Source organism: Collimonas rhizosphaerae (assembly GCF_038896935.1).
Taxonomy (GTDB): domain Bacteria; phylum Pseudomonadota; class Gammaproteobacteria; order Burkholderiales; family Burkholderiaceae_D; genus Collimonas; species Collimonas rhizosphaerae.
This window is the reverse complement of the sequence record NZ_JBANDC010000001.1, coordinates 206,203-222,243: the sequence shown is the minus strand read 5'-3', so window position 1 is coordinate 222,243 and position 16,041 is coordinate 206,203. Positions and strand designations below refer to the sequence as shown.

General features: G+C 59.8%; 16 protein-coding genes. 2 read left to right on the top strand and 14 right to left on the bottom strand.

From position 1 onward, the window contains the following. Positions 1 to 74: 74 nt before the first annotated feature. The 5 genes from V8G57_RS01045 to V8G57_RS01025 all read right to left on the bottom strand — a co-directional run bounded on the left by V8G57_RS01045 (position 75) and on the right by V8G57_RS01025 (position 5,221). Complete coding sequence (locus tag V8G57_RS01045; RefSeq protein ID WP_342827821.1) at positions 75 to 2,342, bottom strand: RelA/SpoT family protein; 2,268 nt, start codon at positions 2,340 to 2,342, stop codon at positions 75 to 77. Positions 2,343 to 2,352: 10 nt separating this feature from the next. Then, a complete protein-coding gene (locus tag V8G57_RS01040; RefSeq protein WP_092399592.1) occupies positions 2,353 to 2,703 on the bottom strand; it encodes a RidA family protein in 351 nt (116 codons plus the stop codon). A 30-nt stretch (positions 2,704 to 2,733) separates the two neighbouring features. Further along, positions 2,734 to 3,600: an alpha/beta fold hydrolase gene (locus tag V8G57_RS01035; protein ID WP_144736037.1), complete on the bottom strand. Its 867-nt coding sequence runs from the start codon at positions 3,598 to 3,600 to the stop codon at positions 2,734 to 2,736. Positions 3,601 to 3,846: 246 nt separating this feature from the next. Beyond that, positions 3,847 to 4,500 (bottom strand): 3-oxoacid CoA-transferase subunit B, encoded by a 654-nt coding sequence (locus V8G57_RS01030; RefSeq protein ID WP_092399594.1) that lies wholly within the window; start codon positions 4,498 to 4,500, stop codon positions 3,847 to 3,849. Positions 4,501 to 4,522: 22 nt separating this feature from the next. After that, entirely contained in the window at positions 4,523 to 5,221 is a 699-nt protein-coding gene (locus tag V8G57_RS01025; RefSeq protein ID WP_092399596.1) for a CoA transferase subunit A, read from the bottom strand. 127 nt (positions 5,222 to 5,348) lie between these two features. Here V8G57_RS01025 and V8G57_RS01020 point away from each other — a divergent pair, with 127 nt between their 5' ends. Continuing rightward, complete coding sequence (locus V8G57_RS01020; protein ID WP_092399598.1) at positions 5,349 to 5,924, top strand: LuxR C-terminal-related transcriptional regulator; 576 nt, start codon at positions 5,349 to 5,351, stop codon at positions 5,922 to 5,924. Positions 5,925 to 5,927: 3 nt separating this feature from the next. On the opposite strand, the gene V8G57_RS01015 is transcribed toward V8G57_RS01020, so the two are convergent. After that, on the bottom strand, positions 5,928 to 6,347 hold the full coding sequence (locus V8G57_RS01015; protein ID WP_342827820.1) for an acyl-CoA thioesterase: 420 nt from the start codon (positions 6,345 to 6,347) through the stop codon (positions 5,928 to 5,930). A gap of 136 nt (positions 6,348 to 6,483) precedes the next feature. On the opposite strand from V8G57_RS01015, the gene V8G57_RS01010 reads away from it, so the two are divergent. After that, positions 6,484 to 8,175: an electron transfer flavoprotein-ubiquinone oxidoreductase gene (locus V8G57_RS01010; RefSeq protein WP_342827819.1), complete on the top strand. Its 1,692-nt coding sequence runs from the start codon at positions 6,484 to 6,486 to the stop codon at positions 8,173 to 8,175. Positions 8,176 to 8,255: 80 nt separating this feature from the next. Here the strand turns inward: V8G57_RS01010 and V8G57_RS01005 are convergent, their stop codons facing one another. The 8 genes from V8G57_RS01005 to nuoI form a co-directional block, all read right to left on the bottom strand. Then, entirely contained in the window at positions 8,256 to 8,813 is a 558-nt protein-coding gene (locus V8G57_RS01005; RefSeq protein WP_092399604.1) for an NUDIX domain-containing protein, read from the bottom strand. 90 nt (positions 8,814 to 8,903) lie between these two features. Continuing rightward, entirely contained in the window at positions 8,904 to 9,218 is a 315-nt protein-coding gene (locus tag V8G57_RS01000; protein WP_342827818.1) for a DUF2818 family protein, read from the bottom strand. A gap of 4 nt (positions 9,219 to 9,222) precedes the next feature. Beyond that, on the bottom strand, positions 9,223 to 10,734 hold the full coding sequence (gene nuoN / locus V8G57_RS00995; protein WP_342827817.1) for an NADH-quinone oxidoreductase subunit NuoN: 1,512 nt from the start codon (positions 10,732 to 10,734) through the stop codon (positions 9,223 to 9,225). 42 nt (positions 10,735 to 10,776) lie between these two features. Beyond that, positions 10,777 to 12,267, bottom strand: coding sequence for an NADH-quinone oxidoreductase subunit M (locus V8G57_RS00990; RefSeq protein WP_342828051.1), 1,491 nt, complete (start codon positions 12,265 to 12,267; stop codon positions 10,777 to 10,779). A 33-nt stretch (positions 12,268 to 12,300) separates the two neighbouring features. Next, complete coding sequence (gene nuoL, locus V8G57_RS00985) at positions 12,301 to 14,397, bottom strand: NADH-quinone oxidoreductase subunit L (RefSeq protein WP_342827815.1); 2,097 nt, start codon at positions 14,395 to 14,397, stop codon at positions 12,301 to 12,303. Between the two features lie 86 nt (positions 14,398 to 14,483). Then, a complete protein-coding gene (gene nuoK / locus V8G57_RS00980) occupies positions 14,484 to 14,792 on the bottom strand; it encodes an NADH-quinone oxidoreductase subunit NuoK (RefSeq protein WP_014005587.1) in 309 nt (102 codons plus the stop codon). A 12-nt stretch (positions 14,793 to 14,804) separates the two neighbouring features. Continuing rightward, on the bottom strand, positions 14,805 to 15,467 hold the full coding sequence (locus V8G57_RS00975) for an NADH-quinone oxidoreductase subunit J (protein WP_342827814.1): 663 nt from the start codon (positions 15,465 to 15,467) through the stop codon (positions 14,805 to 14,807). 83 nt (positions 15,468 to 15,550) lie between these two features. Then, complete coding sequence (gene nuoI, locus V8G57_RS00970; RefSeq protein ID WP_014005585.1) at positions 15,551 to 16,039, bottom strand: NADH-quinone oxidoreductase subunit NuoI; 489 nt, start codon at positions 16,037 to 16,039, stop codon at positions 15,551 to 15,553. Between the last annotated feature and the right edge of the window lie 2 nt (positions 16,040 to 16,041).

Here is a 16,041-nt window from a genome sequence, read left to right as displayed (position 1 = left end):
GACATAGAATTTCCAGTAAATAAAGCAGGCGCCGCGATGATGCAACACATTTCCCGGCCCCTGCTCCGCCAGCCTTATTGGCGCTTGGCTTCCAGCACTCCTTTTACCTCGCGGATCACGGCCAGCGCCTTCTGCAGCTGGGCGGTGGACGCGATTTCGGCGGTGAACGCCATCCGCGCGTGCGCCTTGGCGCTTTGGGTGCTGACGCCGATGACGTTGATTTTTTCGCGCAGGAACACTTCCGAAATATCCCGCAGCAAGCCCTGGCGGTCGCTGGCCAGCACGAAAATATCGACCGGATAAACGGTTTCCGCTTCCGGCGCGCCCCAGGTGGTCTGGATCACGCGTTCCGGCGCCTTGATGCGCATCTCGGCGAAATTCTTGCAGTTTTCACGATGGATGGAAACGCCTTTGCCGCGCGTGATGAAGCCGACCACCGGGTCCGGCGGCGCCGGTTTGCAGCACTTGGCCAGCTGCGTCATCAAGCCGTCGGTGCCTACTACCAGCACCCCTGACCTGCCGCCGTGCGCCACGCTGGAAGCGCGGCTCTTGCGGGTGATCGCGGCTTCTTCCAGTTCGCTGCCATGCTCGGCCAGCTTGGCGCCAGGATCGTCGTGCAGGGCTTGCTCAACATGGCGCAGGCTGAATTCGTCCTTGCCCAGCGCCAGCAGCAGGTCTTCCAGCTTGGCGAATTCAAGCTTGCGCGCCAGCTCTTCCAGGTTGACCGCGGTCTTGCCTTCGCGCTGCAAGGTCTTGTCGAGCAGGCTGCGGCCGGTGGCCAGGGTTTCCTGCTGTTCGATGGCGTTGAACCAGGCGCGCACCTTCGAGCGGGTACGCGCGCTGGCGGCGTAACCCGGCGTCAGCCAGTCGCGCGAAGGGCCGGAACCGCCGGGCGCGTTCTTGGCGGTGATGATCTCCACTGTCTGGCCATTCTTCAACGGCGTATTCAGCGGCACCATGCTGCCGTCCACCCGCGCGCCGCGGCAGCGATGGCCGACATCGGTATGCAGGTAGTAGGCAAAATCGATGGGCGTGGCGCCGCTCGGCAGTTCGATCACGCGCGCCTGCGGGGTCAGCACGTAGATGTGGTCGTTGAGCGTGGCTTGCTTGAGCTTTTCCAGCCATTCGCGGCGGCTGTCCTCTTGCTCGACAACGGCATCCACCACCTCGCTTTTCCAGGCCAGCAGCTGACGCAGCCAGGCGATCTTTTCGTCGTATTTCTGCGCAGAGAAATTGGAACCGCCGGCTTCCTTGTAGCGCCAGTGGGCGGCGACCCCGTATTCGGCGAAATGGTGCATTTCGTTGGTGCGGATCTGCACTTCCAGGGCCCGGTCGTCGTCGGCCAGCACCACCGTGTGCAAGGACTGGTAACCGTTCTGCTTGGGCCGCGAGATGTAGTCGTCGAATTCTTTCGGGATCGGGATCCAGATATTGTGGACGATGCCCAGCACCGTGTAGCAAGTCTTGACGTCGTCGACGATCACGCGGAAAGCGCGCACGTCGTACAGCTCGGAAAAATCGAGCTCCTTGCCTTGCATCTTGTTCCAGATGCTGTAGATGTGTTTCGGCCGGCCCGATACTTCGGCCTTGATGTCGGCCGCCGCCAGTTCGCTGCGCAGGCGCGTGATGGCGGCGTCGACAAAACCTTCGCGCTCGATGCGCCGCTCTTCCAGCATCTTGGCGATGCGTTTGTAGGTGACCGGATCGATGAAGCGGAACGACAGGTCTTCCAGCTCCCACTTGAGCTGCCAGATCCCGAGCCGGTTGGCCAGCGGCGCATACAGGTCCAGGGTCTCGCGCGCATACCGGCTGGTGCGCTCGTTTTCCATCTTGTGTTCGGCGAAATAGCGCAGCGCCGTCACGCGCGAAGCCAGCCGCACCAGCACCACGCGCATGTCGGTCGCCATCGCCAGCAGCATCTTGCGCAAGGTTTCCACCTGGCTGGCAGCCTGCTGGGCGGCGTTCTTGCCGCGCATGACTTCCTGCGGCAAGCCGAAGGTAAAGCCGTGCAGCCGCATCAGCTGGCGGATGCCGCCGACCAGGTCGGAGATCTCCTTGCCGAAGCGCTGTTCGATGGTATCGGCGTAACTGGCGTCGAGCAAAGGCAGCTCAAACAGCAGGCCGGCGATGCGGGTTTCGACATCGGTATCGAGCAGCGCCAGGATGCTGGTCACGCCCTGCGAGAAATCGAGCGTGCTCTGGCCGGTGGTGATGACATTGTCGGCGTATAGCGGCTCGACGAACGCCAGCGCGTCGAGCACGCGCGCGCTATCCTCGGCACTCAAGCCGGCGGTGCACAGCTGGATTTGCGTAGCGCGTTGTGTTGCAGTGAGCGAAACCATGCTTACATCTTTATTTTTGTGCTGCGACCACGATAATTTCTATCAGGATTTCCGAACGCGCCAGCTTGGCTTCCACCGTTGCCCGCGGCGGTGCGTTGTCGGCCGAAACCCAGCTGTCCCAGACCGCATTCATGCCATCGAAATCCTTGACGTCGGCCAGGTAGATCTGGCAGGACAGGATGTGATGCTTGTCGCTGCCGGCTTCGGCCAGCAGGCGGTCGATATGGCCGAGCGATTCGCGCGTCTGGCCCTCGATGTTCTGGGTGGTGTCTTCGGCCAGCTGGCCGGCCAGGTAGACCGTGCCGTTATGGATGGCGACTTCCGAAAGTCTCTTGCCGACGTGCAGGCGCTGGATAGTCATATTTCGTCTCCTCAATTGAACATTAACAAATCAGCCGATCAGGAAATCGGTGACGACTTTTATCTGGTCGATATGCAAAAAGGTTGGAGCATGGCCGACGCCGGCCAGTTCCACCAATTTGGCTTTTGGTCCGCTTTCCGTCATGATGCGGGCCGTCTCGGGCGACAGCAGGTCGGATTCGGCGCCGCGCACCAGCAACGTGGGGCAAGTGATCGCCTGGTACGCTTTCCACAGCAGCTGTTCGGACAGCCTGAAGGTTTCTTCGCTGGTCGAAATGAAAGGCTGGGCCAGTTTCAAGTCGTAGTGGCGGATCCACTGGCCGTCCGCGTTCTGGCGCAATACATCGCTGGCCAGCTTGTGCCATTCGGCGTCGGTATGCGGGCCGAACGAGGCCGAGATGGCGCGCACATAGGCGGCCGCTTCGTCGAACGTGGCAAAACGCATGTCGGCGCCGATATAAGCGCCGATGCGCCCCATCGCCTCGGCATTCAGGCTCGGGCCGATGTCGTTCAGCACCAGCTTGCGTATCGGGTTTTCCGGCAGGGACGCCAGGCCGATGCCGATCAGGCCGCCCATCGAGGTGCCGACCAGGTCGACGGTTTCGGCATTGAGCCGGGCCAGCAAGGTGACCACATCGTTCAGGTACTGCGGCAGCACATAATATTGCGGGTCGCGCAGCCACCCGGAACGGCCGCGGCCGACCACGTCCGGGCACACCACCCGGTAGGTATCGCACACCGTGCGCGCCAGCTGGTCGAAATCGTCCGATACCCGGGTCACGCCATGCAGGCACAGCAGCACATTCGGATTATGCGGATCGCCCCATTCCTGGTAGGCCATTTTATGCAGGCCGGCGGGGGAAATACACTGGACAGATTTGTGGGTGGCGATGGTCATTGCAATCCCGTTGCGGTCGAACTTGATGGGTGGCGACAGGCAAAACGATGGTCGGACAATATGTTTTGCTTTGCGTATATGCAACATCTTATCGCATATGGCCCCACCCTTGCACGCTCCCGTACGCGGCGAAGTCCGAAAATCCCGCTAAAAAGCTGTTGCACGCCGCTCTCAAGCATATGACGCAATAAAAAACGGCGTTTGACACCTGGTGTCAAACGCCGCTTCCCTACGACTGCGTCCGGGTCATTGCGCCAGTGCGATCTCCAATGGCGCGCCAGTCTGTTCGATGATGTCCTGCTGGCTCACGCCCGGCGCCAGCTCGATCACTTTCAACCCTTGCGGCGTCACATCCAGCACGCCGAGGTCGGTGATGATGCGGTTGACGACGCCGACGCCGGTCAGCGGCAGGTTGCAGGCATCAAGGATCTTGTGCGAAGTCGAACCGTCCTTGGACTTGGCGACGTGCTCCATCAGCACCACTACCCTGCCCACGCCGGCCACCAGGTCCATGGCGCCGCCCATGCCCTTGACCATCTTGCCGGGGATCATCCAGTTCGCCAGGTCGCCGTTTTTGGAAACCTGCATTGCACCGAGGATGGCGATATTGATTTTGCCGCCGCGTATCATGGCGAACGAATCCGCCGAGCTGAAATACGAGGATCCGGGCAGCGAAGTCACAGTCTGCTTGCCGGCGTTGATCAGGTCGGGATCGACCGCGTCGTCGGTCGGGAACGGGCCGATGCCCAGCAGGCCGTTCTCCGACTGCAGCCAGACTTCTATCTCTTGCGGCACATGGTTCGCCACCAGGGTCGGCAAGCCGATGCCGAGGTTGACGTAAAACCCGTCCTGCAATTCCTTTGCCGCGCGCGCGGCCATTTCGTCACGTGTCCATGCCATGTCGTTCTCCGTATTCTCTAGGTTATGCAGTGCGGACAGTACGCTGTTCGATACGCTTTTCCGGCGTCGCATTGACCACGATGCGGTGGACAAATATGCCAGGCGTATGCACCTGGTCGGGATCGATCTCGCCGACCTCCACCAGATGCTCGACTTCCACCACGGTGATCTTGCCGGCCATGGCCACGTTAGGATTGAAATTGCGGGCAGTCTTGTTGAACACCAGGTTGCCGCTGCGGTCCGCCTTGTAGGCTTTGACCAGGGAAATGTCGGCCACCAGCGAACGTTCCATCACGTACTTGGCGCCGTCGAATTCGCGGATTTCCTTGCCTTCGGCGACCAGCGTGCCGACGCCGGTCTTGGTGAAAAACGCCGGGATGCCGGCGCCGCCGGCGCGCAGCTTTTCCGCCAGCGTGCCTTGCGGCGTGAATTCAAGCTCCAGTTCGCCAGCCAGGTACTGCCGTTCGAATTCCTTGTTCTCGCCGACATACGAGGCGATCATTTTCTTGATCTGGCGCGTCGCCAGCAATTGCCCCAGGCCGAAACCGTCGACGCCGGCGTTGTTCGATATCGCAGTCAGGTTCTGCACCGCCGAATTGCGCAGCGCCAGGATCAGCGCTTCAGGGATGCCGCACAGGCCGAAGCCGCCTACGGCGATGGTCTGGCCATCTTTGACTATGCCGGCCAACGCGCTTGCCGCGTCAGGATAAACTTTGTTCATGCCAATGCCTCCTGTTTGTGTAAACTCCAACTATTATTGCTTTGCGTGCAGTCTGTTAGCATATGACGAAGCGCTGCTTGCAACAATACCGTAAAAATACGAAACCAACACCAGACTGATCTGCCAAGTGCCATTGCCTAATTTAGCCGTCGATTATGAAACCATCTTTGCGCACGCGCCGATCGGCATGTGCGTCTCTGAACGCCGCATCATGCAGGTCTGCAACCTGGCGCTGGCGCGCATGTTCGGCTACCTGCCGGGCGAACTGAACGGCGAGTCGTTCAAGGTGCTGTACCCGACCCAGGACGAGTTCGAGCGCACCGGCGCCCGCATCGTACCGATCATGAACGCCAAGGGCATCTATTCCGACGAACGGATCATGCGGCGCGCCAACGGCGAGCTGTTCTGGTGCCACGTCACCGGCCACGCCCTGGTGCCGGAAGACACCCACGCCGCGGGCATCTGGACCTTTGAAGACCTGAGTGAAAAACGCCGCGCCTCATCCACGCTGTCGCCGCGCGAGCGGGAAATCGCGGCGCTGCTGGTGGAGGGCAAGACCAGCAAGCTGATCGGCAAGCAGATCGGCCTCAGCCCGCGCACGGTGGAGATGCACCGGGCCAACCTGATGAAGAAGTTCACGGCGTCGACCTCCAGCGAACTGGTGCACCGCCTGCTGGGCATTGCCCAGAGCGAAGGCGTTTAGTATTCAGGCCGCAGGCGCGGGATCGAGCAGCAACTTGCGCAGGTCGTCAGGCAGGGGCATCGATTTTTCCAGGTCGAAATCGACCCAGACGATCTTCGCCGTGCCTTCGGCAAACACCACTTCCGGCAAATCGGCGCGGCGGATTTCGTAGCTGGCCTCGAAACTGGAGCGGCCGACGGCGCCGATGTAGGATTTGACTTCGACTTCGCAGGGATATTTCAATTGCCGCAGGAAACTGCATTGGGCATTGACCAGCACCGGCCCGTGGCGCGCATTGAAATCGCTGCCGATCTGCTGCAGCCACTCGATACGAGCCTGCTCCATGTAGCGGAAATACACGGTGTTGTTGACGTGGCCGAGCGCATCCATGTCGCCCCAGCGCATGGCGATGCGCGTGGTATGGATGTGTTTTCTGTTTTCCATTGCCCTGACTTTCCTCAATACTGTAAATTGGCGTCCTGCAGGCGAGGAACAACACTAGCCTGCCTGCTAGCATTCTGCCGCAAAATCCCGGACAATTAGCACATCCGTTCGAAAATTAATTATAGGTAAAGAGACAATGACTCCAACCCAAGGGCAGAACCAGCAGAATCTCCTGGAACAATACGGTCCGCGCGAAGCCATGGAATATGACGTGGTGGTGGTCGGCGGCGGGCCGGCCGGCCTGGCGGCGGCGATCCGGCTGAAACAGCAGGCTGCCGAAAAAGGACGCGAAGTATCAGTCTGCGTGCTGGAAAAAGGCAGCGAAATCGGCGCCCATATCCTGTCCGGTGCGGTGATGGACCCGCAGGCGCTGACCGAACTGCTGCCAAACTGGAAAGAGCTGGGTGCGCCGCTGACCACCGAAGTCAGCGAAGACCGTTTCCTGTTCCTGACCGAGAAAAAAGCCTACAAGACGCCTAACTGGATGCTGCCGGCCTGCTTCCAGAACCATGGCAATTACGTCATCTCGCTGGCCAACGTGGTGCGCTGGCTGGGCCAGCAGGCGGAGATCCTGGGCGTGGAAATTTTCCCGGGCTTCCCGGCGGCCGAAGTGCTGTACAACGAGGATGGCTCGGTCAAGGGCGTCGCCACCGGCAACATGGGCGTGGACCGCCATGGCCAGCCTACCGATGCCTTCCAGCTGGGCATGGAGCTGCACGCCAAGTACACCTTGTTTGCCGAAGGCGCGCGCGGCCACCTGGGCAAGCAGCTGATGGCGAAATTCGACCTGAACAAGGGCAAGGATCCGCAAACCTATGCGATCGGCATCAAGGAATTGTGGGAAATCGATCCCAAGCTGCACCAGCCGGGCCTGGTGGTGCATACCGCAGGCTGGCCGCTGGATACCCAGACCTACGGCGGCTCTTTCCTGTACCACCTGGAAAACAACCAGGTTGCGGTCGGCTACGTGGTCGGCCTGGCTTACGAAAATCCCTACCTGTCGCCTTACGAAGAATTCCAGCGCTACAAGACGCATCCGGAAATCAGCAAATTTTTCCAAGGCGGCAAGCGCATTTCCTACGGCGCCCGCGCGATTACCGCCGGCGGCCTGCAATCGCTGCCCAAGCTGACTTTCCCCGGCGGCGCCCTGATCGGCTGCGACGCCGGCTTCCTCAACGCCAGCCGCATCAAAGGCAGCCACGCCGCCATCAAGACCGGCATGCTGGCCGCCAACGCTGCCTTCGAAGCCCTGGGCAACAACCGCCAGTTCGACGAGCTGACGGCCTATGGCGCGGCATTTGAGCAGTCCTGGCTGCACCAGGAACTGCACAAGGCGCGCAACTTCAAGCCGTGGATGAGCAAGGGCCTGTATCTCGGCACCCTGATGGTCGGCATCGACCAGGTCGTGTTCGGCGGCAAAGCGCCATGGACCCTGCGCCACACCCATGCCGACCATGAATGCCTGAAGCCGGCGGCCAATTACGCGCCGATCAAGTATCCGAAACCGGACGGCAAGCTGACCTTCGACCGCCTGTCGTCGGTGTTCATCTCCAACACCAACCATGCCGAAGACCAGCCGATCCACCTGACCTTGAAGGATCCGAACGTGCCGGTCAACGTCAACCTGCGCGACTATGCGGGGCCGGAAGCGCGCTACTGCCCTGCCGGCGTGTATGAATTCGTGACCAATGAAGACAATACCGAACGGCTGCAGATCAATGCGCAAAACTGCGTGCATTGCAAAACCTGCGACATCAAGGATCCGACGCAGAATATCGTGTGGGTGACGCCGGAAGGCGGCGGCGGGCCGAACTATCCGAACATGTGATGTGCGAAAAAGGCTGCGTATGCAGCCTTTTTTATGTCCCGCCCGCTTGCCGACGGATCTGGGGCAATCCCTATCCTGCCTTAAGGCAGCTTCCAATCGCCGGCGACAATTTTTTCAAGCCAGAACGTGCCGATCACGGTCTTGACGTCGGTGACCTTGCCTTCCCTCACCCAGTCCAGCATATCCGTCAGCGGCGCCTTGAAGACGTCCAGGAATTCGCCGTCGTCCAGCTTGCGCTCGCCGCCGGCCAGGCCGCGCGCCAGGTACAGCTCCAGATGTTCGTCGGAATAGGCAATCGCATTGTGGATGGTGCAGACGTGCTGCCATTCGGTAGCGGTGTAGCCGGTTTCTTCCAGCAATTCACGCTTGGCGCAGGCCAGGTGATCTTCGCCCGGATCGATCTTCCCGGCCGGATATTCGATGAACACGCGTTCCAGCGGATAGCGGTATTGCCGCTCAAGCAAGACCGTGCCGTCCTCGAACAGCGGCAGGATGACTACCGCACCGGGATGCTTGATGTATTCGCGCGTGGTCGCCTTGCCGTCGGGCAGCTGCACCGTATCGCGCTGCACTTTGAGGAAGTTGCCGTCATAGGCTTCGGCGCTGGCAATCCGGGTTTCTTTCAGGTGGCTATCCATGCGGGTACTCCGAGGGAAGATAAGGCAGACGAGAAGAAGATTGTAATGCAGGCGCTGGCCGGGCCGCCCGACGCCAGGCACGAAGCCGGTTCAGCGGTGCTTTTTCAGATAGCGCAGCACGTAGCCAGGATAGGCCAGCACCAGGAACATGCAGCCGGTTACGGCATAAAATTCCCAGCCCTGGCTAAAGGTATTGCCGATATTCGCTTCCAGCACATGGGCAAACAGACCAACCAGCGCATACAAGGCAAACAGCTCAAGCAAGCGCACCCAGACCGGCTTGGACGCCGCCTGGCCACCCGATTTGAGCGGCACCAGGGCAAACACGCGTTCGTTGATGAACGGCAGGTTGGCAGCCAGCAGCGCCAACAGGATCACGAACCAGCTGGAGAGAGAGGCATTCACGAAGTTACTGCACCACTCTGCCAAGGAAGGCGGTCAGGGTTTTCACGATGGCCGTGGTGGTGGCATCCATCAGCCAGCCTGGCCACAGGCCCAGCACCAGCACCGCCAAGCCGTTCAGGCTGAGCAATACCCGGACATCGAGGTGGGCCACGATCGGCGAGCTGTCTTGCGGTTCGTCGAAATACATCAGCTTGATGACGCGCAGGTAGTAGTAGGCGCCGATCAGCGAGAACAGTACCGCCACCACCACCAGCCACAGCTGGCCGCTGCCGGTGCCAAGCACGGCTTGCAGCACCGATAGCTTGGCGTAGAAACCCATCAGCGGCGGAATCCCCGCCAACGACAGCATCAGGACCAGCATCACCGCGGCGAACCACGGGCTGCGCTGGTTCAAGCCTTTGAAGTCGTCCATGTTTTCCGCTTCGAAACCGGAACGCGCCAGCAGCATGATGACGCCGAAAGTGCCGAGCGTGGTCATCACGTAAGTGATCGAATAGAACATGGCCGAGCTATAGGCATTGGCGGTCGAGAACAGGTTGCCGTCGACTACCCCGGCCAGCAGGCCGAGCAGCATGAAGCCCATGTGGGAAATGGTCGAATAAGCCAGCATGCGCTTGATATTGGTCTGGGCAATCGCGGTGATGTTGCCGATCGCCATCGACAGCACCGCCAGCACCACCAGCATTTGCTGCCAGTCGGTCGCCAGCGGCAACAGCGCTTCCACCAGCAGGCGGAAGCAGATCGCAAAAGCGGCCAGCTTCGGCGCGCCGCCCAGCAGCAGGGTGACGGCAGTCGGCGCACCCTGGTAGACGTCAGGCACCCACATGTGGAACGGCACCGCGCCCAGCTTGAACGCGAGGCCGGCGACAATGAACACCACGCCGAACACCAGCACGGTCGCGTTGATGCCGCCGGAGGATGCTGCACGGGTAACTTCGATCAGGTCGAGCGAACCGGTGGCGCCATACAGCATCGACATCCCGTACAGCAGGAAACCGGAAGCCATCGCGCCCAGCACGAAATACTTCATGGCCGCTTCGGTCGCATTGGCGCTGTCGCGCCGCAATGCCACCAGTGCATACAGCGACAGGGACATCAGTTCCAGGCCCAGGTAGATGCTGAGGAAATTGCTGCCCGAGATCATCACCATCTGGCCCAGCAGGGTAAACAGCGCCAGCGGGTAGAACTCGCCGCCGAGATGGCCGCTGACCATGCCGCGCTCGTTCACATAACGGCGCGAATACACCAGCGTCATCGCCACCGCCACGTAGGACACCAGCTTCAACAGGCTGCTCAAAGGGTCCGAGACAAACATGTTGTGGAAGGTATAGACCGTCTCCCCGCTCTGGAATGCGCCGAACGTCAGTACGAAACACACGGCCAGCACGGCCAGCGTCAGGTAGTAAGTGAGGTAGCGCTTGGCATCCGAAACAAACATATCGATCAGCAGCACGACAGACGTCGCGATCAGCAGAAAGATTTCCGGATAAACAGGGATCAGATTCATGTTATTCATTTATTTGCCGCTTATTTTTTATGCAACGCGTACGCTATGTAATCAGTTTAACTTGGTGACCGCGACATGCTTCAGCAGATCGGCCACCGACACTTGCATCGCATCGGTGAACGGCGCCGGATACACGCCCATCGCGATGACGGCAATCGCCAGCACGCCCAGCATGACGAACTCACGCTTGTTCAGGTCCAGCATTTCTTTCACATGCGAATTGGTGATGGCGCCGAACACCACGCGCTTGACCAGCCACAGCGAATACGCCGCGCCCAGGATCAAGGCCGTCGCCGCCAGCAGGCCGATCCAGAAATTGAACTTGACCGCGCCCAGGATCACCATGAACTCGCCGACGAAACCGGAGGTGCCTGGCAGGCCGGAATTGGCCAGCGAGAACAGCACGAACAAGGCGGCGAAACGCGGCATGACGTTGACCACGCCGCCGTATTCGGCGATCTGGCGGGTATGCATGCGGTCATACAGGACGCCGATGCAAAGGAACATCGCGCCCGACACAAAACCGTGCGAGATCATTTGCACGATGCCGCCCTGCACGCCGATTTCGTTGAAAATGAAGAAACCGAGGGTAACGAAACCCATGTGGGCGATCGACGAATAGGCGATCAGCTTTTTCATGTCGTTTTGCACCAGCGCCACCAGGCCGATATAGATCACGGCGATCAGCGACAAGGTGATGATGAAACCGGCCAGGTAATGGCTGGCGTCAGGCGTGATCGGCAGCGAGAAACGCAGGAAGCCGTAACCGCCCAGCTTCAGCATGATGGCCGCCAGCACCACGGAACCGCCGGTCGGCGCCTCCACGTGGGCATCCGGCAGCCAGGTATGCACCGGCCACATCGGCACCTTGACGGCAAACGCCATCAGGAAAGCCAGGAAAATAAGGACCTGCGCCGTCATTGTCAGCGGCAGCTGGTGCCAGGTCAGGATCTCGAAACTGCCGCCCGACTGGATATACAGATACAGCAGCGCGATCAGCATCAGCAGCGAACCCATCAGGGTGTACAGGAAGAACTTGATCGCTGCGTAGACGCGGTTGGCGCCGCCCCAGACGCCGACGATGATGAACATCGGGATCAGCGTCGCTTCGAAGAACACGTAGAACAGCATGCCGTCCAGCGCGCAGAAGACGCCGATCATCAGGCCTGACAGGATCAGGAAAGCGCCCATGTACTGCGCGACTTTTTTCTCGATCACTTGCCAGGCGGAGATCACCACCAGTACGGTGATGAACGCCGTCAACGGCACGAACCACAGGGAAATGCCGTCGATGCCCAGGTAGTAGTTGACGTTGAAACGGTCGATCCAGGTGGTCTTTTCAACGAACTGCATGCCATGGAAAGCGTTGTCGAACTGGCTGACCAGGGGCAGCGTCACCACGAAGCTGACTGCTGCGCCGAGCAGCGACAGCCAACGCACCAGGGTTGGATTATCGTCGCGGCCGACTGCCAGGACCAGGATACCGAACGCGACCGGGCACCAGATCGCGAGGCTGAGAAGAGGGAAAGTTGACATATTTATTATTGCTCTACCTAACTGAGTTGCTTCGCCAGCTTACTTGGCAAACGGAAACGGCATGAACCAGACCAGGAAACCCAGCACCCCGATAATCATCACGAATGCGTAGTGATAGATATATCCGGACTGCCAGAGACGGGTAATTTTCGAGAACCAGCTGACTGCCTTGGCGCTGCCATTGACGATCAGGCCGTCGATCAGGCCACGGTCGCCGGCATTCCACAAGCCGCGGCCCAGCAGGCGGGCGCCGCCGGCAAACACCACGTCGTTGAATTTGTCCATATAGTATTTATTGTCGAGCAGCGTGAAGATCGGACCAGCCTTCTGCTTGATCGCCGCAGGCAGGCGCGGATTGACCATGTAGCAGTAATACGCTGCCGCCACGCCGGCGATCGCCAGCCACAGCGGCGCCGATGCAAAGGCATGGCTGACCATGCTGACCGGGCCGTGGAATTCGTGCCGCAGTTCTTCCATTGCATGGTGCGCTTCGTTGACGAAAATCACGTCCTTGAAGAAGCTGCCGTACAACATCGGTTCGATCGCCAGGAAACCGATGACGGCCGACGGGATCGCCAGCAGGATCAGCGGCAAAGTCACCACCCAAGGCGACTCGTGCGGTTTCTGGCCAGGAGCCAGGCCGTGGTGTTCGTGCTCTTCTTCTGCCTCGCCGTGATGATCGTCGTGGCCGCCATGCGCCGCATGGGCGTCGTTGGCGGCATGCGCAGCATGAGCATCGTGGCCGTCATGGGCCTTGCCGAAACGCTCTTCGCCATGGAACACCATGAAATACATGCGGAACGAGTAGAAAGCGGTGACAAACACGCTTGCCAGCACGGCGAAATAGGCAAAGCCGGAACCGAACAGGGTCGACGCATGCGCCGCTTCGATGATGCTGTCCTTCGAGTAGAAACCGGAGAAGAACGGCGTGCCGATCAGCGCCAGCGAACCGACCAGCGAAGTGATCCAGGTAATCGGCATGTATTTACGCAGGCCGCCCATGTTGCGCATGTCCTGGTCGTGGTGCAAACCGATGATGACCGAACCGGCGCCAAGGAACAGCAAGGCCTTGAAGAAAGCGTGCGTCATCAGGTGGAAAACCGCAACCGAGTAGGCCGAAGCGCCCAGGGCCACGGTCATGTAGCCGAGCTGCGACAGGGTCGAATACGCCACCACGCGTTTGATGTCGGTCTGGATCACGCCGAGGAAACCCATGAACAAGGCGGTAATCGAGCCGATGATCAGGATGAAGGACAAGGCGGTGTCGGACAGCTCGAACAGCGGCGACATGCGGGTCACCATGAAGATGCCGGCGGTCACCATGGTGGCGGCGTGGATCAGCGCGGAAATCGGGGTCGGGCCTTCCATCGAGTCCGGCAGCCAGACGTGCAGCGGGAACTGCGCCGACTTGCCCATGGCGCCGATGAACAGGCAGATGCAGGCCACTGTCAGCAGCATCCAGTCGCTGCCCGGCAGCGTCAATTGCGCCAGCATGCCTTTTTGCGCGAACACTTCGCTGTAGTTCATCGAACCGGAATACGCCAGCAGCAAGCCGATGCCGAGAATGAAGCCGAAGTCGCCGACGCGGTTGACCAGGAACGCTTTCATGTTGGCGAAAATCGCAGTCGGACGGGTATACCAGAAACCGATCAGCAGGTACGACACCAGGCCCACCGCTTCCCAGCCGAAGAACAGCTGCAGGAAGTTGTTGCTCATGACCAGCATCAGCATCGAGAACGTGAACAGGGAGATATAGGCGAAGAAACGGTTGTAGCCTTCGTCGTCCTGCATGTAGCCGATGGTGTAGATATGCACCATCAGCGAGACAAAGGTCACCACGCACATCATCATGGCCGTCAGGCTGTCGATCAGGAAGCCGATTTCCAGCTTGACGCCGCCGACCGTCATCCAGGTGTACAAGGTGCCGTTGAAGCTGGCGCCGTCGATCACCGCCAGCAAGGTCTGCACGGAAATGATCAGGGCGACCAGCACGCCCAGGATCGTGACCGTATGCGAGGTCTTGCGTCCGACCAGGTTGCCGAAGAATTTGGTGCCGAATAAGCCCGCGATCGCAGCGCCAGCCAGGGGCGCCAACGGTACGGCAAGAAGTAATTGTGGGTTAAGTTGCCCCGCCATGATGAACCTTATCTTTATTCGTTATTTGTCTGTGTATTCTTTACCTGCCTGCCCCCGCAAACCTGGGTTCGCGGGAGACAAGCCTCTTAGCCCTTAAGGCTGTCCAGGTCTTCCACGTTGATGGTGTCCAGGTTACGGAACAACGCCACCAGGATCGCCAGGCCGATCGCCGACTCGGCAGCTGCTACGGTAAGGATGAAGAAAACGAAAATCTGTCCGGCCGCATCGCCCAGGTAATACGAGAAGGCGATGAAGTTCATGTTCACCGCCAGCAGCATCAGTTCGATTGCCATCAGCAACACGATCAGGTTCTTGCGGTTCAGGAAAATGCCGACAATGCCGATCGAAAACAGGATCGCGCCAAGGATCAGATAATGAGCGAGAGAAATTGCCATGGTGCGTCCTTGTTATTTTTGTGGAGCCGCTGGTGCGGCCGGCGGGGTTGCAGCAGGATTCGCAGGCGCAACCGGGTCGACCTTGGCTTCCGATTTCATCTTCACGATGCGCACCCGGTCGCTGCTCTTGACCTTGACTGCCGCGGAAGGCGAGAAATACTTGCTATCCTTGCGGCGGCGCAGCGTCAGGGCAACCGCGGCGACGATCGCCACCAGCAGGATGACCGCAGCGATTTCAAAGGCGTACACGTATTCGGTGTAGATCAGCTTGCCCAGTTCCTTGGTGTTGCCGATGTTGGCCGAGATGGCAGGAACATCGGATTCGGAACCCTGGAAGCCGTGGAAGATGACCGCGGCCATTTCCAGCACGATGACGGTGCCGACGGTCGCCGCCAGCGGGAAGTAGCCCCAGAATCCCTCTCGCATCTTGTCCAGGTTGATATCCAGCATCATCACCACGAACAGGAACAGCACCATCACCGCGCCGACATACACCAGCACCAGCACGATGGACAGGAACTCGGCTTTCAGCAGCATCCAGATGCCGGCCGCGGAGAAAAACGACAATACCAGGAACAACGCGGCGTGCACTGGATTGCGTGCGGTAATCACGCGCAAGGCGGCGATTACCAGCACCACCGAAAACGCGTAGAACAAGAAGGTCTTAAATTCCATAATGGCCTATAAACAAATTGCGGGACAGAGTTTAAGAGTCGCCGTAGCGCGACGAATTACTCTGTCCCCAACTAATCAAACAGTTAGCGATATGCAGCATCCGCAGCACGCGCCGCGGCAATCTCGGGTTCGTAGCGATCCCCCACGGCCAGCAGCATTTCCTTGGTGTAGTACAGGTCGCCGCGCTTTTCACCGTGGTATTCCAGGATGTGGGTCTCGACGATCGAATCGACCGGGCAAGACTCTTCGCAGAAACCGCAGAAAATGCACTTGGTCAGGTCGATGTCGTAACGCGTGGTGCGGCGCGAACCGTCGGCGCGCTGCTCCGACTCGATCGTGATCGCCATTGCCGGGCAAACCGCTTCGCACAGCTTGCAGGCGATGCAGCGTTCTTCGCCGTTCGGATAGCGGCGCAGCGCGTGCAGGCCGCGGAAACGCGGCGATTGCGGCGTCTTCTCTTCCGGGAACAGCACCGTAATCTTGCGGGCGAACAGGTAGCGGCCTGTCAGCCGCAACCCTTTGAGCAACTCCAGCAGCATCAGACTGCCGAAAAAATCCTTGATGGCTTCCATTT